General features: G+C 40.4%; 20 protein-coding genes. 4 read left to right on the plus strand and 16 right to left on the minus strand.

Going from position 1 to position 19,324, the window contains the following annotated elements:
• Positions 1 to 23: 23 nt before the first annotated feature.
• Both ACWIB3_RS07715 and ACWIB3_RS07720 read right to left on the minus strand, forming a co-directional pair.
• Positions 24 to 1,190: a hypothetical protein gene (locus ACWIB3_RS07715; RefSeq protein WP_185210501.1), complete on the minus strand. Its 1,167-nt coding sequence runs from the start codon at positions 1,188 to 1,190 to the stop codon at positions 24 to 26.
• 70 nt (positions 1,191 to 1,260) lie between these two features.
• The gene (locus ACWIB3_RS07720; RefSeq protein WP_454291307.1) at positions 1,261 to 4,011 is read right to left on the minus strand and encodes a TonB-dependent receptor domain-containing protein; all 2,751 of its coding nucleotides are present in this window, start codon (positions 4,009 to 4,011) and stop codon (positions 1,261 to 1,263) included.
• A 176-nt stretch (positions 4,012 to 4,187) separates the two neighbouring features.
• Here ACWIB3_RS07720 and ACWIB3_RS07725 point away from each other — a divergent pair, with 176 nt between their 5' ends.
• The 3 genes from ACWIB3_RS07725 to ACWIB3_RS07735 are packed head-to-tail and all read left to right on the plus strand — an operon-like array spanning position 4,188 to position 6,761.
• Positions 4,188 to 4,835, plus strand: a complete 648-nt coding sequence (locus tag ACWIB3_RS07725) for an ABC transporter ATP-binding protein (RefSeq protein WP_254529789.1) — start codon at positions 4,188 to 4,190, stop codon at positions 4,833 to 4,835.
• Position 4,836: 1 nt separating this feature from the next.
• On the plus strand, positions 4,837 to 6,273 hold the full coding sequence (locus tag ACWIB3_RS07730; protein ID WP_313259976.1) for an ABC transporter permease: 1,437 nt from the start codon (positions 4,837 to 4,839) through the stop codon (positions 6,271 to 6,273).
• Positions 6,273 to 6,761 (plus strand): hypothetical protein, encoded by a 489-nt coding sequence (locus ACWIB3_RS07735; RefSeq protein WP_237219546.1) that lies wholly within the window; start codon positions 6,273 to 6,275, stop codon positions 6,759 to 6,761. The genes ACWIB3_RS07730 and ACWIB3_RS07735 overlap by 1 nt, the downstream gene beginning before the upstream one ends.
• On the opposite strand, the gene ACWIB3_RS07740 is transcribed toward ACWIB3_RS07735, so the two are convergent.
• From ACWIB3_RS07740 to ACWIB3_RS07785, 10 genes are all read right to left on the minus strand, one after another.
• Complete coding sequence (locus ACWIB3_RS07740) at positions 6,758 to 7,477, minus strand: 16S rRNA (uracil(1498)-N(3))-methyltransferase (RefSeq protein ID WP_313259977.1); 720 nt, start codon at positions 7,475 to 7,477, stop codon at positions 6,758 to 6,760. The genes ACWIB3_RS07735 and ACWIB3_RS07740 overlap by 4 nt on opposite strands.
• A gap of 11 nt (positions 7,478 to 7,488) precedes the next feature.
• A complete protein-coding gene (locus ACWIB3_RS07745; RefSeq protein ID WP_185218226.1) occupies positions 7,489 to 8,802 on the minus strand; it encodes a hemolysin family protein in 1,314 nt (437 codons plus the stop codon).
• The gene (locus ACWIB3_RS07750; protein ID WP_185210507.1) at positions 8,792 to 9,409 is read right to left on the minus strand and encodes an inorganic diphosphatase; all 618 of its coding nucleotides are present in this window, start codon (positions 9,407 to 9,409) and stop codon (positions 8,792 to 8,794) included. The genes ACWIB3_RS07745 and ACWIB3_RS07750 overlap by 11 nt, the downstream gene beginning before the upstream one ends.
• An 8-nt stretch (positions 9,410 to 9,417) precedes the next feature.
• On the minus strand, positions 9,418 to 9,960 hold the full coding sequence (locus ACWIB3_RS07755) for an inorganic diphosphatase (RefSeq protein WP_093098881.1): 543 nt from the start codon (positions 9,958 to 9,960) through the stop codon (positions 9,418 to 9,420).
• Between the two features lie 7 nt (positions 9,961 to 9,967).
• Entirely contained in the window at positions 9,968 to 10,624 is a 657-nt protein-coding gene (locus tag ACWIB3_RS07760; RefSeq protein ID WP_185210508.1) for a DedA family protein, read from the minus strand.
• Between the two features lie 26 nt (positions 10,625 to 10,650).
• Complete coding sequence (locus tag ACWIB3_RS07765; protein ID WP_185210509.1) at positions 10,651 to 11,064, minus strand: HIT family protein; 414 nt, start codon at positions 11,062 to 11,064, stop codon at positions 10,651 to 10,653.
• A gap of 473 nt (positions 11,065 to 11,537) precedes the next feature.
• Positions 11,538 to 12,011: a transcription elongation factor GreA gene (gene greA, locus ACWIB3_RS07770; RefSeq protein WP_093098877.1), complete on the minus strand. Its 474-nt coding sequence runs from the start codon at positions 12,009 to 12,011 to the stop codon at positions 11,538 to 11,540.
• 143 nt (positions 12,012 to 12,154) lie between these two features.
• Complete coding sequence (locus ACWIB3_RS07775) at positions 12,155 to 12,862, minus strand: response regulator transcription factor (protein ID WP_093098875.1); 708 nt, start codon at positions 12,860 to 12,862, stop codon at positions 12,155 to 12,157.
• Between the two features lie 13 nt (positions 12,863 to 12,875).
• Positions 12,876 to 14,540 (minus strand): sensor histidine kinase, encoded by a 1,665-nt coding sequence (locus ACWIB3_RS07780; RefSeq protein ID WP_214648497.1) that lies wholly within the window; start codon positions 14,538 to 14,540, stop codon positions 12,876 to 12,878.
• Between the two features lie 6 nt (positions 14,541 to 14,546).
• Entirely contained in the window at positions 14,547 to 16,433 is a 1,887-nt protein-coding gene (locus ACWIB3_RS07785) for a S9 family peptidase (protein WP_185218230.1), read from the minus strand.
• A gap of 97 nt (positions 16,434 to 16,530) precedes the next feature.
• Between ACWIB3_RS07785 and ACWIB3_RS07790 the strand changes: the two genes are divergently transcribed.
• On the plus strand, positions 16,531 to 16,824 hold the full coding sequence (locus ACWIB3_RS07790; protein ID WP_313259983.1) for a DUF4286 family protein: 294 nt from the start codon (positions 16,531 to 16,533) through the stop codon (positions 16,822 to 16,824).
• On the opposite strand, the gene ACWIB3_RS07795 is transcribed toward ACWIB3_RS07790, so the two are convergent.
• The 4 genes from ACWIB3_RS07795 to ACWIB3_RS07810 form a co-directional block, all read right to left on the minus strand.
• A complete protein-coding gene (locus ACWIB3_RS07795) occupies positions 16,821 to 17,168 on the minus strand; it encodes a DUF983 domain-containing protein (protein WP_254529781.1) in 348 nt (115 codons plus the stop codon). The two genes, ACWIB3_RS07790 and ACWIB3_RS07795, sit on opposite strands and share 4 nt — an antisense overlap.
• Positions 17,169 to 17,231: 63 nt before the next feature.
• Positions 17,232 to 17,510 carry a hypothetical protein gene (locus tag ACWIB3_RS07800; protein WP_185210516.1) on the minus strand — a complete coding sequence of 93 codons (279 nt, stop codon included), beginning with the start codon at positions 17,508 to 17,510 and terminating at the stop codon, positions 17,232 to 17,234.
• Positions 17,511 to 17,551: 41 nt separating this feature from the next.
• Positions 17,552 to 18,253: an RluA family pseudouridine synthase gene (locus ACWIB3_RS07805; RefSeq protein WP_313259986.1), complete on the minus strand. Its 702-nt coding sequence runs from the start codon at positions 18,251 to 18,253 to the stop codon at positions 17,552 to 17,554.
• A 71-nt stretch (positions 18,254 to 18,324) separates the two neighbouring features.
• Entirely contained in the window at positions 18,325 to 19,317 is a 993-nt protein-coding gene (locus ACWIB3_RS07810) for an MlaD family protein (protein ID WP_454291308.1), read from the minus strand.
• Between the last annotated feature and the right edge of the window lie 7 nt (positions 19,318 to 19,324).

Here is a 19,324-nt window from a genome sequence, read left to right on the forward strand (position 1 = left end):
ATAAACTATTTAGTACTATGTTCTTAGAATTGGAATTTAGTCCAAGCAAAAGCATTTACATCAGCACCTTTAGAAGCATCTTTAGTTAACAATGCATTTACAGGATTAACGATTTTCGCTTTGTCTAAACCATTAGCTGGATCAAAGTTGTAGCTAATTGAAGTTTCTGGGTTAGCACCATCTGTATCGATCAATACATAAGGAGTAGTTCCAGGACCAAATTTAACGAATGCGTTAGTGATAGTCGCTTTAGCACCTCTTCTGATTTTGAAAACCTCTTTGTTCATTACCAATGAAACTTTACCATCTTGTCCTTTGATATCAGCTGCATTGACAACGATAGTCATTCCATTTACCTTGAAATTTGATTGGTTAACGTGGGTTGGGTTTTTACCGTCAAAGTTTCCATCAGCTTCGATACCTCTTGGATCCTCAGTAGCGTCAGAGTAACCTTTCATACGGATACCGTAAGCGTTTGTGATTGTACCGCTATAACCTTCAGTAAAGTCAAACATATCATCTGAACAGTTCTCAACCAAAATGTTTGTAGCATTTACTGTACCTCCGAAGAATTCGATTGCATCATCAGCTCCATATCTTAAGTGAAGGTTAGAAAGTTTTGTACCATTACCAACACCGTTCAATGTTAAACCATTGTGCTCTTTGTTTGAGTCCATACGAGCACCGGTATATTCGATCTTCACGTAGTTAAGTACACCTGAGTTGTCAGCTGGATTGTCACCACCATATTTTACAGTTGCATCCATCTCTGTAGTGTTTTGTGTCACTACACCTGCAGGACCTGAAAGAGGAGCTTTACCATTGATGATTACTCCACCCCAGTCACCTTCTTTTGGTGTAGCTGAAGCTGATGTAAACACAACTGGTTTTTCTGCTGTTCCTTCTGCAACGATTTTACCTCCTGGTTTTACCAACAAGAATACACTCGTTCCACCGCTCTTCGCTTTGATAGTAGTCCCAGCTGGGATCTCTAAAGTAGCGCCAGACTCAACGTATAATGCACCAGTTAAATTGTAAGTAACGTTCGCATCTAATTTTGTGTTCTTGTCAATCTTACCAATTAGATCCTGCTCACTTTTTGGAGTCGTTGGAGTTGGCACATTGGTGTCTGTACATGCTGTAAAAGCTAAAGCACTTGCTGCTAAAATCGAAAATAATTTTGTCTTCATAATCTTTTTATTTCTACACAAAGGAACCGTTAACAGTTAACCTTTCTGTTAGGTGAAAATTAATTTATTGTTAAAACTTATAAGAAATTCCTAGGTTAAAATCTACCCCTCTTTTGTACTGCTCAATCAGCACTTTTGGCGAGTCCCCACCAATCTCACGCGACAGTTCCCTGTTCGGGTTCAAGATGTTCTCAATCTTTAAATTAACGCCAATACGCTTCTTAATCATCGCCTGAGTAACAAAATCTAAAGATGGAATACCTTTCTCCATGATGTTCTTGTACCCTGATGTACCATAGGAGAAAATACGATCCGAGAAATAGTTGAATACAACAGAAGGCGTCAAATCCACGTTAGCAAAAGCTAATTTATAGGTTAAGTCTGCGTTAACTAGCAATGGAGATGCTCCTTCCATTTGGTCAGACTCTTTATTGAAGGATCTTCCTTCCAGACTTAACTTCTGGTCCGAATGCAGATAAGAAACATTCAAGCCTCCTGACAATACGTTTTCTCCGTTGGCACCTGAAGATTTGATCAAATCTTTCTTCAATTCCAATTCCGCACCGAATACGACCGCATCCTTACCGATGTTATAGAAACTCAATGTACTTCCTGATGAACCAGATTCAACCTTCGCAATTGGGTTTTTGATATTCTTGTAGAATAGACCAAGGGATACCAATTCTGAATTGCTAGGATAAAACTCCCATTTGAAATCTGCATTGATGCTCTCCGATGGATTCAATGCCGGGTTACCTTGAGTGAAGTTGTTATTACCTCTATATCTTACCGGCGCTAACTCAATAAACTGGGGAACGGTATAGGTTTTGGAACCTGAAGCTCTCAAGAACATATTTTCTGTCAAGGAATATTTCAAATTCAAACTTGGCAAGAAATAGTTCTTGTTGATTTTATTATAGTTTGAAGTTGAATAATCCGGTAGGTTGGTTTGATAACTTACAGATTGGAATACATTGTCCAAACGCAAGCCCAATACCGCTGTAAATTCAGGGGTAAACTGGTAAATTGCTGAAGCAATACCACTTTGGGTCCTTCTGCTACCTTTATAGTAGAAAGGGTTCAAGTTGCTTACATCTCCATCTCCACCTCTATTGGTTACCAAATCAAAATACTTTCTGTAACCTTCAGCACCAATGATAGCCTCGATATTGTTTAAATCTAATGGAGGCGCAGCAACGGCTCTTAATTGATGGTTGAATTCCCACCAATTGAAATTTCTGTTCACAAAGTTCCCGGTATAACCGAATGAGATCTTTCTTTCCAGACCTGATTCGTTATCCAGGTTATAGTTCAGGATCGCTTTTCCTATATAACCGGTTTCATCCATGTCCCCAAAGTATCTTTCATTCTCTCCAGCACTGTTTCTGGAAAGGTTAGTACCTGTGGCGTCCTTGGTTACCGCTCTGTTAATTCTACGATCTGGCTCATTGCCGATCACATTATTCATGGCCAAACCTAAATCTGCAGACCATTTTTCATTCAAGAATAGTTTGGACAATAATTGATTGACAAAAACATGGTTATCATTCACCTGTTGTCTTCTCATGTCAACTACGTCAGTCTTGGCATCACCCACATTCTCCTCAAATCCATGGAAATCACTTAAGTCCTGTCTTTGGTCATGGATATACAGGGAGTTAAAGCTCACATTGCTATTTCCCCAAGTGTACCTTAGGTTCAACATACCGGTTTGGGAAACGGTATATTCATTTCTCACGAAATCTTGGTTCAAGATCAAACGACCTTGGTCATCAGACTGCTGGATCTTTCCATTTGCATAACGGTATTTGGAATCCATACTGGCTGTGAAGAAAATGCTCAATGGATTGTTTCCAATCAATACCCTTTTATTTCCCAACAACTTGAAGTTTGAATTGAAAAGGGATCCTTGAGGATTAGGATTCCAGCTATTACCAAAATTATAGGTATCAAAACTGGTCATTTTTGGTTTTGAACCGCCAGGAAGGCTTCCAAACCAATTTGTTCCGTCAATTCTCCTGAAATTATCTGCACCAACCGTTTGCGAGTTAACTCCTCCGCCAACATTGATTTCAAAACTGTTTCCGGTAGCTTCCTTTGTAAAGATATCAACGTTTGCACCAGTCACATCTCCAGCAATATTCGAGTTGAAAGTCTTGTTTACATTAATGCTTTGGATCACATCTGAACTGAAGAAATCTAAAGAGATATTTTTATTCAATGGATCTTCCGAAGGTAATGGCAATCCGTTTAGGGAAGAAGAGTTGTAACGGTCGCCCAACCCGCGTACAAATACGTTCTTTACACCTTCTTGTCTCGATACACCCGCCATTTTAGTCAATGCTGCTCTTGCATCGCTAACCCCTTTTCTAGATAGCTCCTGTGCACCGATGGATTCTACCATCAGGTTGGATTTCTTTCTTTCTTCCAATAAGGCTAATTCTGTAAATTTTTCACGGCGTCTGGTCACCACCACTTCTTCGATCACCGCATCTGCATTTTTCAGCGCAAAGGACACAAACTCAGTGTCGCTAGACTGTAGCGTAAAGTTCATTTCTTGGGCGTCGTACCCCATTAGAGTCGCACGAATCAGATATTCTGCGGATTTATCGCTAGGTAAGGGGATAAAGAATTCACCTTTGTCATTCGTTGTTGTGCCCAACTGGGAGTTCGCAATTGTTACTGTAACACCTGCCAAAGGTTGGTAGGACTCCACGTCCACAACCGTCCCTTTTACTCCAAATGGTGCTTGCTGGGCATAGCTCATCATCACGCCGAAGCAAACAACCAACAATAAAAATACTCGTTTAATACAATTCATACAATGTTAATATTATGTTGCAAAAGTATAATCGCATTGTTACGTGAATATTAATACTCTATTATGTTAATATTAGTCTCTAGTTAATTAATTGTTAAGACACCTATCGGTCAAATTGTTACCCTTTAGATTGGGTTTAGCCAACAATTAGTGTTATTTTGCAACAAAGTTTTATTATGAGCGATTTTGTATTAAAAACCTCCAATTTATCTTATCAATACCCTAAAGGTCCCAAACTTTCTTTCCAAGATCTGCTGCTGGCCGATCAGCAACATACCTTGGTCTTAGGGGACTCAGGATCCGGAAAATCAACGCTATTGAACCTCATTGCAGGTTTTTCTTCTCCAACTACGGGAGAGGTCATCATTAATGGCCAAAATCTCTATCAGCTTTCAGGAAGTGATCTGGATAAATTCAGGGCACAGAACCTGGGATTTATTTTTCAGGAAGCTCATCTGCTCAAAAATCTCTCTGTAACAGAAAATATCAAACTGGCCCAAAGTCTTGCCGGACTTGCCGTGGATGAACAGGCCATTAAATCGCTATTGGAAAAACTGCAACTTGGCGGTTTTGGAAACAGGAGACCCAATGAGCTGAGCCGTGGTCAGGTACAGCGTGTTGCGATCGCCAGGGCATTGATCAACAAGCCTTCGCTACTGATCGCTGACGAACCTACCGCAGCCCTAGATGACAAGAATACCTTTCTGGTGGTGGAACTCATCAAGGGACTGGCCAAAGAACAAGGAAGCACCCTTTTGATCTCTACCCATGACAAAAGGTTAAAAGATGAATTTACTAACAACTATATACTAGCTGCGCAATAAGATGAATACATTACAATTAGTCTGGAAAAACATATCACAACAATGGGGCTCCACGCTGTTAAGTATCATCCTAACCGCATTCGGAGTAGCTATCTTGGTGAGTATCTATATTACCAGTGACACTTTTGAAAAACAACTGGACAGCAATAGCAAACAGGTTGACCTCGTTGTTGGTGCCAAAGGGAGCCCGTTACAATTGATCCTGAGCGCCCTGTACCATGTGGACAACCCTACTGGGAATATTAAACTGGCAGAAGCTGAAAAGCTGATGGATAACCCATTCATTGAAAAAGCTGTACCCATTTCATTGGGAGATAACTTCAAAGGCCACCGTATCGTTGGTACTGACACCAGTTTCATGGGCTTATACGAACTTCAATTGGCCGATGGTCAATTATGGAACAAAAGTTATGAAGTAGTCATAGGCAGCGAAACTGCCCGTAAAAACAAATTGAAATTAGGGGATAAAGTACACGGCGCACATGGTCTGGCCGAAAATGCCCATGTTCACGAAGAGCATCCCTTTACAGTTGTCGGAATCCTGAAACCGTCGGGTTCTATCGTAGACAACCTGCTATTGACCAATTTAGAAAGTGTCTGGGATATCCATGGCATCGGTCACGAAGACCATGACCATGAGCACGATCATGCCGCAGAAGCCCACGATCATGACCATGCAGACCATGACCATGACGATCACGGGCATGAACATACAGCTACAGAGCCACATCAACATGATGAACATGCACACGACCATGCAGATCACGAACATGAAGAGATCGTAGCGGAAAAACCTAGCCCCCTTGCTCAAGCAACTCCGGATAGCCTAGTGACAGAACGCCCTAGGTCGGATGTATTCGTAAAGAGCATCGCTGATGATATCGTTCAGGACAAAGGATTGGAGATAACGGCCCTATTGGTCAAATTCAGCTCACCTGCTGCCATTGGTGTGGTCCCTAAGTTGGTCAACCAATCCACAAGCATGCAGGCAGCATCCCCAGCATTGGAAACAGCAAGATTGTTTTCTCTAATGGGTGTAGGCATCGATTCCCTTGAAATCTTGGCCTATGTCATCATGATCATCGCCGGACTGAGCGTATTTATCAGTCTTTATAATGCGCTTAAAGACAGAAAATATGACCTTGCCATCATGAGAACCTTAGGGGCAAGTAAGATTAAACTATTCACCATGTTGATTGTCGAAGGATTGGTAATAACCTTCATTGGCGGTATTGTCGGATTGTTCATTGGTCATATCGGCCTGTACCTGATCAGTACCCAGACCAGTCAGAGTGCAGACTTTATCCATGCATTCCAGATATATAGTAAAGAATGGTTAATTTTGCTTACGGCTTGTTTAATTGGGGTGATCGCATCCCTTATCCCAGCAGTAAAAGCATACAACACAACAATTTCTACCATTTTAGGTAATAAGTAATGATGAGAAAGTTAATATTTACAGTATTCGTATTGATGATGACAGTGAGCTTTTCTAAAGCTCAGATTGGAAACTATAGCAATGAAACGCAAGTTCCAGATCATACTCCTATGATGAATGGTACTTGGGAAGCCATTGACAAGATGATGTACAAGGTGTCTACCGTGGGTAACAAAAAAGTGTATACCCCGACCTACCCACCTGCATTGAAGAAATTAGAGAACACCGTGGTTGATCTTCCAGGTTACATGGTACCCTTAGTGAGTGGCCGAAACCACAGCACCTATATGCTTTCGGTATTGCCGATCACCCAGTGTCAGTTCTGTGGTACCAATGGTATTCCCCCAATGGTGGAGATCTTTATGAAAAAAGGTACGGTGAAGTTTACGGATGAGCCGATCAAGATCAAAGGAAAGATGAAGTTCAATCCTGAACCCTTGAAAGGTAATGCGGAAATTCAGATCGTGGATGCTGAACTCGTGAACTAACGGTTCAGTAAAGCAATTTCTGTACAAGCATACAAAGCAGCCGTTTCTGTGCGAAGTCTGGCCTCCCCAAGAGATACCGGAATAAATCCTGCAGAAATGGCTTTTTCTATTTCAACGGGTGAAAAATCACCCTCAGGGCCGATCAAGACCAAATACCGTTGACCCTTTTCAAATTCCTGATTTAAGTATTTCTTTTCAGCGTCTTCCTCACAATGGGCAATTGCCTTGTTCAGGTTTTTTTCTGATTCAATCTTGTTCAGGAAGGCATCAAAACCTATAGCTTCATTTAGAAGGGGCATATAAGCCTTTAGGGACTGTTTCATCGCCGAGACGATGACTTTGTTCAGACGCTCGGTTTTGACCTCCTTACGCTCGGAATGCTCGCTGATGATGGGCGTAATTTCCTGGATTCCGATCTCGGTCGCCTTTTCCAAGAACCATTCGATACGATCGATGTTCTTGGTTGGTGCCACTGCAATATGTAAATGGTAATCTGGTTTTTGGAATTCTGGAGTATAATTTAAGATTCTCAGCTGCGTCCTTTTGGGATGTGCATCCGCTATCTCAGCTTCATAGAAACCACCTACCCCATCAATCAACTGAACCTGGTCGCCCACGTTCAATCGCAATACACGCACGGCATGCTTGCTTTCTTCCTCAGAAAGTTGAAATAAGCTTTGATCGGGCTTTAAATCCGCTGTATAGAATAAATGCACAATATTATGGATTATTCTTCGTCCTCATCGTTTGGAGTTTCGACAAGGTCCAATTTTACAAATTCAATGTTTTGTTGCGTCTTCTTGATGATGGTAAAACGGTAACCCAATTGTTCCGTACTATCTCCAACATCTGGGATCTTCTCAAAGAGATGAGAAACCAAACCAGCTATCGTATCATAATCTGAACTTTCAGGCAGTTCCAACGGCAAATATCCATTGGCATCATGTACACTGGCACCAGCATCCACCATAAATTCCGTTTCCGAAATCTGCTCTACTACTGGAGTTTCCTCATCATACTCATCCTGGATCTCTCCTACCAATTCTTCCACGATATCTTCCAGCGTTACCATACCAGCCGTTCCTCCAAATTCATCTAGGACAAAAGCAATCTGGATCCGCTTCAATTGGAACTCCGTCATCAGGTCGTTGATCTTTTTGGTTTCAGGAATAAAATATGGCTTACGCATGATGTTCTTCAATACCACATCCTTACCCTTAACAATAAGCGGTAAGATATCTTTGGTATGGACAACACCAATGATCTGGTCAATATTGTCATCATAGATCGGAATACGGGAATAGCCCTCTTCCGTTACGGTATTGATAAACTCTTCTGCCGTATCATCCTTGTCTACTGCAACGATCTTGGTTCGGGGCACCATAATGTTCTTGACGATACGCTCATTGAAATCGAAGACATTCTTGATCAATTCATGTTCTGCATTGTTCAAGGCACCACTCTCTTTTCCTTTCTCCAATAGGTATTGGAGTTCTTCGGATGAATGGCTGGCTTCATGGGCACTCACCTGGATACCGATCAATTTCAACAAGAAATTGGCGAAACCATTCAACAACCAAATAATAGGTCTGAAGACGTAATAGAAGAATTGAAGCGGCACGGCCACTTTCATGGTCGTTGCTACAGGTTTTTGGATCGCGATGGACTTAGGTGCCAACTCTCCAAAAACAATATGTAAAAAGGTAATGATACTGAACGCAAGGACATGGCCTAGGTTCGTCGCTAATTTACCGGTAAGTTCAATGTTGAAAAATCCGAAGATCTGGTGTACGATTTGCGTCATTACGGCCTCACCCACCCAACCTAAGGCTAGGGAAGCCAAGGTAATACCCAATTGGGTAGCCGCAAGGTAACCGTCCAAATGATCGGTAATGCTCTTGGCCATCTTGGCAACTTTACTGCCCGATTTGGCCTGGAGCTCTATCTGAGAGGCTCGAACCTTCACAATAGCGAATTCAGCTGCAACGAAAAAACCATTTGCCAGCACTAAAAAGATAGTCCAAAAAATATCAATTGCCATGATTTAGGTTTTTATTAGCGAATTCTTTCTTGTACAATTCTAAACTCTCTAATATAACATTTTGAGCGATAGCTCTTCCACTTATTTTGTTAATAATAACTTTTTTTCCTTCTAGGTTTTTATACTCCAGAAAAAACTGCACGATTTCTTTCATAGTGTGGGGCGGAAGCTCCGAGATATCATTGATATAGTTATAGGCCATATCGTTTTTCGCTACGGCGATAACCTTATCATCCTGATCTCCAGAGTCCGTCATGCTCATCACACCGATTACTTTTGCATCCACGAGGGATGCAGGAACAAGATCCACTGAACATAACACAAGTATATCCAGTGGATCTTTGTCGCCACAGTAACTTTGTGGAATAAATCCATAGTTGCTCGGGTATACCATTGAAGAATGCAATACCCTATCCAACTTGATCATTCCAGAAGCTTTATCAATTTCATATTTGCCTCGGCTGCCTTTGGGGATTTCAATTACTGCTGTAACAGTATTTGGGACATCCTTCCCAGGGGAAACCTGATGCCATGGGTGCTGCTCCTGTCCTAGCCCAACAAGGCTTGAAAACAACAAGAACAGCGACAATAAAATTGAGAGGTCCATGAAAATGGTTACTTAGTCCTAATTTCTTTATTGTAAAGTTCGATACTTTCCATGATGATGTTCTGCGCATAGGCACGACCATAAAGATTCTCGATGGTCACATTCTTGCCCTCAAGGGTTTTATAATCTTGGAAGAAACGAACGATTTCCTTCATCGTGTGAGGAGGAAGTTCAGATAGGTCGTTAATGTAGTTTACCGACATATCGTGTTTCGCAACGGCAATGATTTTGTCGTCTTGTTCACCATTGTCGATCATGTGCATCACACCTACAACTTTCGCTTCGATCATACACATCGGGTAAACATCAACTGAGCATAAAACTAAAATATCCAAAGGATCTTTATCATCGCAATATGTCTGCGGAATGAATCCGTAGTTAGCCGGATACATCACAGAAGAAAACAATACACGGTCTAATTTGATCAAACCACTGTCTTTGTCGATTTCATATTTCGCTTTAGAACCTTTAGGAATTTCGATAATGGCATTTACGGAGTTAGGCAAGTCCTCACCAGGAGACACTTGATGCCAAGGATGTTGTGTACTCATTAAATAATTACTGTTTGTTTATTTCGTTTTTCGTTTTTCTATTCTTAAGCCACTTTTTCAGGAGTGCAATCGCGATAGGTAGGAATGCGATGACGATCAAGGCTACGATGATATATTCAACATAGTCGATGATCCATGGGAATTCTATACCTAAATAATAGCCTGTCAGGGTCAATAAAGACACCCACAACAGCGCTCCCAGCACATTGAACAGCACGAACTTCCTGAAGTTCAGCTGTACTACACCTGCAAAGATGGGTGCAAATGTACGAATAATAGGTACAAATCGTCCAATTATTAATGCTGTTCCACCATATTTCTGGAAAAACTCCTCGGCCATGATCACATATTTCCGTTTGAAAAGTATGGAATCTTTCCGTTTAAAGAGCATGGGACCCGTTCGATGCCCAAACCAATAGCCCGCAAAATTACCGAGTATCCCGGCCGATAAAATCCCAAAATACAATGTAACAATGTCCACATCGATTTTATCCAGCGCACAAAACAGCCCCGCTAAAAACAACAAATAATCCCCTGGGAGAAAAAATCCAAAGAAGAGACCGGTTTCGGCAAAAACTATAAGACAAACGATGTAGAAACCACCGTGACTTAAAAGATATTCAGCATCTAGCAATTGTTGAAAAGACAACAAGTATTCTTGCATAGTAAATTATATTTCCCGCTATCGGATTAAGCTGGGTTTGTTATCGTTGAAATTGCATCCCGAATCTGGTCAGCAATCGTGTTCATGGTGTCTTCCGAAAGCTTCAGCTTTGGTTTTTCAAAGTTCATATCATGCACATGGTTCAATGGAATCAAATGAATATGCGCATGTGCTACTTCTAGACCAACTACCGCTACACCAACTTTTTGACATGGAAATGCCTGCTTGATGCCTTGGGCAACAATCTTGGCAAAAACCCACATCCCCATATATTCCTCATCGTTGATGTCAAAGATATAGTCTGTTTCTTTCTTCGGGATGACTAAAACATGTCCTTCAGTTAGTGGATTTACATCTAAAAAAGCTAAGTAATCATTGCTCTCAGCAACTTTATAAGCAGGAATCTCTCCTGCAACGATTTTAGCGAATATGGTTGACATAAACTATAGTTCAATTTCGTGAGTAACAAAGATAATAATTTTGTGCACATATGAACAGACATTCAGCCCCCTAGAAGCATAAGATTTAACTTCAATGTGACATTTATTGATTTCTTAACAATAAAATAATGACAAATAGGATTTATTACCGGTTTCATCACCCTAAATTACCCCTGTTTGTTGAAGTCATTATTCTATCAAAATCCCCAGCCAATTTTTCTGCATAGTAAGTTTAATGGCTACATCAGCTTACCCTCATTCGAGACATATATTGAAAATTCCGAATATGTCTCGAATAAGAGTAAAGCCTTTCCCGAAGCAACTGCCAAAACTCAAATGGATAATAATCTGAATTAAAGGTTAGAAAAAACGCTTCGTGGAACCTTGGAGCAAAAAAAAAGCCCCGAAATATCGGGGCTGTAAATTGTAAGAAAAGTGCGGTTATGGCATCACCGCACATAACCTCTATTTCATTATCTTGAAATCTCCAGAACTTCTAGTTCAAGTTGTCCTGCTGGAACTTCTACCGTTGCGATATCGCCAACCTGCAGTCCTAATAGACCCTGCGCAATCGGTGATTTAACGGATATCTTTCCTGCCTTCAGATCAGCTTCTGTTTCAGAAACCAATTGGTAAGACATGACTGCTCCATTTTTCTTATTCTTTATCTTTACGTAAGACAGTGCCAATACCTTTGAGGTATCTAGACTCGACTCATCGATGATCCTTGCTGATGCCAAAACTTCTTCTAGTTTCGCAATCTTAGCTTCATGAAGTCCTTGAGCTTCTTTCGCGGCATCGTATTCTGCATTCTCGGAAAGGTCTCCTTTATCTCTTGCTTCAGCAATCGCTTTAGCGATGTTGGAACGACCTTCTGTTTTTAGATATTGAAGCTCTTCTCTAAGCTTAGTTAATCCTTCTTCTGTGTAATAAGTTACTTCTGCCATAATATGTACCTTTTACCCTCTTTTTATAGTTTTCTAATATTTTAATAAACAAAAAAAAGACAAGACCACACTATCCGCTAATAGGACAACATGGTCTTGCTCTTCTGACGAAGTTATATAATTAAATTTAATAAAACAAATATCTAACTTACATCATCAGTTTCTTCATTGATGAATCTATAGCCCAATCCTCGAACGGTTTGCAAGTAATGAGGCTTGTCAGGATTGGTTTCGATTTTCTTTCTTAAGCGAACAACGTGCATGTCCAAAGTACGGGTATTCACGTTGGAACTATAGCCCCATACCACCTCCATCAATTCTTCGCGGGTGATGTCTCTACCTTTGTTCTGTAAGAAGTGCAAGAGGATTCTGTTTTCAAGGATTGTAAGCTCGATTTTCTTGCCATCCCTGATCAGTGAATGTACATTGGGGTGATGTTCGGTATCACCGAAATGGTAAACCTCGTTCTGGGTTTTAGGCACAAAAAAGCGTACTTTATTCTCGATCATGGCCACTAAAACATCCATATTGAATGGTTTGGTGATATAATCGGTCACGCCGTAGCTATATGCATCAATTTTATCGATATCTTGGGATTTGGCGGTCATCATAATAATGATGTTCTCAAATCCAGACTTTCTTACGGACTCACATACATCTATCCCTTCTTTACCTGGCAGCATCCAATCCAATAGAACGATATCTGGCTTTTGGTCTAAGATGATTTTCTCAGCTTCCAAGCCATCACTGCATTGAATTACTTGAAAATTTTCGGTCTGTAGACGGTGACTAACCAAGAACCTTAAGTTATCATCATCCTCTACAACGGCAATAGTTATATCTTTATTCATAGTATTCTTAACATTATTTAGGAAAAGTCAAAGTAAAGGTCGTTCCCTCTCCTTCCACACTACTGACTTTGATCTCTCCACCCATAAATTCGGTAATCTCTTTACAAAATGCCAATCCAAGCCCAACACTCCCACCTTGATTGAACTGATTCTTTACTCTATAAAATTTCTTGAATATGTTTTTAAGTTCATTTCTGTTTATCCCAATTCCTTTATCACTAAACTTCATGATAAAGTGCTTTTTAGATTGTTGTACACTAATATCAATAAATTTTCTTGAAACTTCTGAATATTTGTACGCATTATCAATTAAATTCTGGAACACGGAATTCAATAAAACCGGATCTGTATGCATTTTGCTGTCCACATCGATGTGATAGCTCAGGTTCAGATCAGGATATTTAATCCGTGTACCCGCAAATACTTCCTCGCAAAAACTGTTCAAATCAATGTATTCTCCTTTAAATTTTAATGATTTATTTTCTATCTGCGTGAAAGACAGCAACTTATTCATCAAATTATTTAACTTATCAGCTTCCTGATCTAGGATCTTTCCGTACATCGCGCGCTCTTGATCACTTATCTTCTCGGCACTCCGGATATTGTTACCCGCTATCTTGATCACACTGACCGGCGTTTTAAACTCATGGGTCAGGTTATTGATAAAATCATACTGCAATTGGAACAACCTACTATTAATGGAGATATTCCTATAAATCAAATAAATAATCAATAACAAAATTAAATATAATAGGGAAACGCCCAACACTACAGGAAAAAATCTTCTATTGATCTCTCCTCTCAAAAAATGTTCCGAGGAATCAAATTGCAGTTTATAGTCGGATAATGCACCTGGCAACGGCATATCTGTGGAAAGAAAGGCTTTTTCTTCCATCACATTAGGGTCAGCTATGGCCTTGATCCGAATGGTTTCATACAACCTCTTTTGGTTATTGACTATTTTTATCTTCTGAGGATTAACCTTATACACGAATAAATCTTGGTCAAACGCTACAGGCGCCGTCATTGCCGTCGTATCATCCATCATGGATTTATAGGCGCGAAGGGTATTGACCCGTGGGATGTTCAGATAGGTTATTTTTCCCGGAACCGTATTATAGAAGATCCGATAGATATCATTTTCGCTCAAGGAAGTAGAATCATCCAGGACATCCAAGAAGTTCACCATTTTAATGGCCATGCTGTTGAAGTCATCGGCATTAGGTCTGTTATCTACCGAAGAAAGGCTGGCCTTGATCAATTTATTTTCCTTGTCCAATTTATAGGAAAAGATCGATCGGGGATAAATCAGGAGGTTTTGAAAGCGTACACCGCGAACGGTGGGGTTCTGATTGGTGAACAGTACGTCATAAAACACCAATTCGTCAACGAATGGATTCTTTCGCAAGACCTTTTCAGAATAATTGCTGGCATGTGTGGAATCGAGGTACCCCTGATAATTGGATACTTCGGAAATATCGTTATTGAAAAAGCTATTAAAGGGTTTTAGGGTCGCATCAAAGACATCGACCTTTCTGTTATAAAACTCAGATTCTACAAAGTTGGACATCATTGTCCTGGCCAAGAAAACTGAGATGATATACAGGACTGTCAAAAAAGCCAAAAAGGCGATCAACAACCCAATGTTTTTCCGGTATTTACTTGCTCTTTTCACCATGTGTGATTACTTCAGGTACACTGCAAGAAACTTCTCTATCTCCTGATAATATTCTACGATATTCTCTTCGTTCCTAAATCTTTTGCCTTCTTCTTTCTTAAAGATATAACGCACTGGAACTTCATTGCCCTTCAATTTACCAACAAATTGATTAGCATCGGTTACCGAACTGTATTTATCTTTTCCACCTTGGAAAAATAGGATAGGGATTCGAACCTTATCAGCATGGAAAATTGGGGAAATCGCTTGAAACAATTCTGGTTCAGTCTCTGGATTTCCAATGATTCTATAGAATAACTGTACGTAATGTTTTAGATGAGGGGGAATTTCCCTGAAATAAGTGAATAGGTTGCTATATCCCGATGAGGATATGGCACATTTATAAAGGGAAGGATTAAATGCAGCAGCATACAGGGCAGAATAACCGCCGAAACCGGTACCCATAATGGCAATCTTATCCTTATCGGCTATCCCCTGATGGATCAACCAAGCGACACCATCCGTAATATCAGATTGGATCTTACCGCCCCATTCCTTGAAACCTGAGGTCCAAAAGTCCTTACCATAGCCCACTGAACCACGATAGTTCACCTGGAACACGGTGTAGCCACGATTGGCAAGGAACTGAACTTCCGGATCAAACCCCCATTCCGATCTCCTGTTAGGACCATCATGGACCAATACCACAACAGGGCTGTTCTTTCTTTTATTTTTAGGATACGTGATATAGGCATGTATATTCTTGTTGTCCCGAGACAGGAATTCCACTTCCTCCATAGGATTGAACTCCAAATCCTTGAGTTTAGGATTCTCTTCGTTCAACAGTTGGATATCATCCTTTTTCTGATTGTAATAATAGGTTTCTCCAGGATGGATATCGCTATACACACGTACGACAAATCCAGTTAAGCTGCTGTCGCTATCCAAGAAACCGATTTCGGAACCTTTGAATTTCTTTTTCAGCTTTTTATAGACCTGCTCATATTTTTCGTTGAAGATGTTCTTTTTGAACTTATCGATGAAGGAAGTCGCATACAGCATTTCCTGTAGGTTGGCAGAATAGCCCTCTACGCCAAGGTCACCAAGTTTGTTCTCATAGATATTGCGGATTTCTTTGCCATTTTCGGCATCAAACTCCACCAAAGCCATCTTATCTCGGTTCTGATTAGAAAGCGCATATACATTTTTATCGGAATCCTTTACAAAGCCAAGGGGTACAAAAATGGTTTCGAAATCATTCTTCATGACCTCTTTGAAAGGCTGTCCTTCATGCTTTCGGTACAATAATGACTCCTGTACACTATCACTGGTCAATGCCATCCTCACCACTCCATCAGGAGCTCCGATCCAGCTCACCACATTTCCTGGGTTATGCTGCACCAATTGGGGCTTTCTACCGTCTAGGTAAATCCTATACAGGTCAAACAGCGAGGAATCACGTAAGTTCATCCCAGCCATTAGGCTATTGTCTTTCTCAACAATGGGATAGACCCAGCGCAATCTTGATTTTTCAGGTGAAAATAGAGCTTGTCTTTTTTCGGTCTTCACATCAATCTGGAACATCCTCAAACTATCCGTTGGAGATTGCGTATTGGAAAAGACAATGCGTTTGTTGTCAAGCCAGAAAAAGCTTTGGACATTCAGGTTGACCTGATAAGTAAGTTGTTTGGAAGAATCGGGTTCTTCGAGGTCGAGAATGAAGATATTTTTGCAATGGTCATGCACCCCCAGATAAGCTACCTTGCTTCCATCGGGAGACAGTTTAAAAGAGGTCCTTTCTGGCTTAACGAAAAAGTCCTCTATTGGCACATGTAACTGACCACCCTGCTCTTGCTTACATGAAACCAAAACCATCATCATAAGTAGAACAGAGAACAAGTAATTTAAATTCATTCTATTTTTTTAGCCTCTAATCAAATATTATAAAAAAATACCGTAAAGTTCCTTTTGCAACCTTAATTTTACAGCTTCAATCAAGCTATAGATATCTATGTTTTTATACAACGTTTCGATCATCATTGAAGATTCCATTCATCAGGAAGTCATTACTTGGACCAAAGGTCTATTGAATGAGCATCCTGGATTTGCCATTAAATTACTCAAAATGCTCCATTCTCCACACGAAGGGCAAACCTATTGCCTTCAGGTGGTATTAAACAATGAAGAAGATATTGAGAGAATTAGAGAGCAGGTTATTCAGAGGCTTCAGGAATATATTAGCACGCATCATGTAGAAAAGGCTTTTCTGTTTGATAGTATCATGCAATACATCCCCCATAATTAGCCCTTTAGGTTTGCACTATTTTTTGGGTCCCCGTATAATTTGGGGTCGAAGGATACCTTCGGCGAAAGATAGTGCAATAAAACCAAACGTGAATAACGATAATTGAAAGGTGCGAAAATAACGATCGCACTGAAAAGGACAATGATATAGGTCCAAGGAGACTCACTGCCCGTTAAGTAAGCCGTAATTAAGGCTAGCATTAACACCTCGCCTACGGAAAAAGCATAGCTAACATACATGGCAGCATAGAAATAGCCGGGTTCTATCTCGAATTTAAATCCACAGTGCGGACAAAATTCGTGCATTTTTTGTTTAGATAGACCATAGGCTGATCCACTATACATATTTCCCGTTCTACACTTCGGGCACTTACTTTGGCAAACAGCTTGAAATTTAGAGATCATTCCTTATTCTTCCACCTGTTTAACCATATTCAATGAATTGGCTGAGCCGGTATTCCTGAATTTCTTATACCAAAGGAACCCTACACCAGCAGCAATCATAAATGGCATTGCTAATAAAAACAAAATCCCATCATTTAGGCCCTTACCTTGGGTATTACCTTCCTGTGTGCTGTTTTCAGCATTCAATGTACACATAGCACATTGTGCTGAACCTGCAGTAGGAACAGCCAACAGTGTAATACTTAGCAAACTAGCAATTAGACCTATTCTGAACTTTTGCATGAAACTCATATTGCAAAGTTAACGTTATTATCCCAATTTTCTTATATGTTTCCCTTAATCAGGACATTAAATTTCTCCCAGAAGCCATCTTCCGGCAAAGGAGCCTTAATGATCATTTGCTCATCTTTGATGGGATGTACGAAACTCAAGGACCTGGAATGCAAACAAATGGTCCTTTTATGGCTACCACGTTGATATCCATATTTATTGTCTCCTACGATGGGACAGCCCATATATGCGAGTTGGCTTCGGATCTGATGGGTACGGCCCGTCAATGGGTTGACCTTTAGCAAATAATATCCATCTAGGGTACCTACGACCTCATAATTAAGCTCGGCATAACTTCCATTCTTAACCTCGCGGTCATAAGCTTTGGTGACCATCTTTTTTCGATCACGCAGCAACCAATTTTTCAGGGTCCCTTTTGGATGTGGCGGCTTTTCACGAACCAAAGCAAGGTAGGTTTTTTCCACCTTGCGATCATGGAAAAGACGGTTCATGCGATCTAATCCTTTACTGGTTTTCGCAAAAAGGATCATTCCACTCACTGGCCTATCCAAACGATGGATAACCCCTAGAAAAGCTTCGTTTGGTTTATTGTATTTCTTAGCCAAAAACTGCTTGACCATATCCTCCATGGAAGTATCTCCAGATACATCTACCTGAACGATATCACCTCCACGTTTATTGATGGCGATAAAATGATTGTCCTCGAAAAGAACATCTTTCTCTGTAATTCTCATATCCATTATCAAATATAAAAAGCGTCTTTAGCAGACGCTTTTCTATACTTTTTGACGATCAAATTCTTTAATTATTTAATTGAATCCTGAGCTGCCTCTGCTTCTTCCTTCGCTTTTTTCTTAAAGAAACCTCTTAACAGGAAGTTGCTCTGCAATGCTTCCATGTTTTCATCCAATTTCTCTGTGCTCATATTAAGGTTTCTAAGGATCTGTTTGATTTCATTAGCTGCTTCAGGGTCATTGGTCAACACACCAATGGCGTTATCCTTGTCATTTAAGCGTTCTGAGGTTTTATTTAAGTTTGCCATCAAAGCAGTCGCTGTTTGGGTCACCCCTTGCAATTGTGCTGCTGATTCTCTCAGACTTGCAAACACTGCTGTATCCGTAGATAGCTCATGGATCAGGCCTTGGTTGCTGTTTAGCTTTTTGGTCAATTCCACCAAATTATTGACAGCATGATTGGCCTGTGACATGGTACCATTCAATGAAGTAACAGATTGCCTTAAATTATTGGCAATTGTTTCATCGGTCATCATAGCGCCCACCGCACCTTTTCCTTCGAGCATATTCTTGGAAAGCGCAGCAAAGTTTTTGGTGATCTCCACCAGGTTTTCATTGTTGATCTGCAGGGTTGCCAACATGGCATCCATACCTCCAGAAACACCGGACTTGATTTCATCACCATTCTCAATCTGAGGAAAGGTTTCTGTACCGCCCACAAGACTGATAATAGCATTACCGATCAAACCATCGGAACTCAATGTAGCGATGACGTCTTTACGGATAAATTTGCTGGATTTCTCTTCAACGTTCATGACCACACGAACATTCTCCACACTTTCAAAGCTGATTTCTTTGATAATCCCTACCTTAACACCTGAAAACCAAACGTTATTTCCAACTTTCAAGCCTTTAACATCTTTAAAGTAAGTCGTCACGGTCAGGTTTTTAGAGAATTTGTTCTGTTGTGTTCCAATGACCAAAATCCCTGCAACCAAAATGATTAATCCGATGAAGGTAAACAATCCTACAATTATTGATCGTTTTCTCTCTGATGTTGCCATATATCTT

Source organism: Sphingobacterium sp. NPDC055431 (assembly GCF_053644255.1).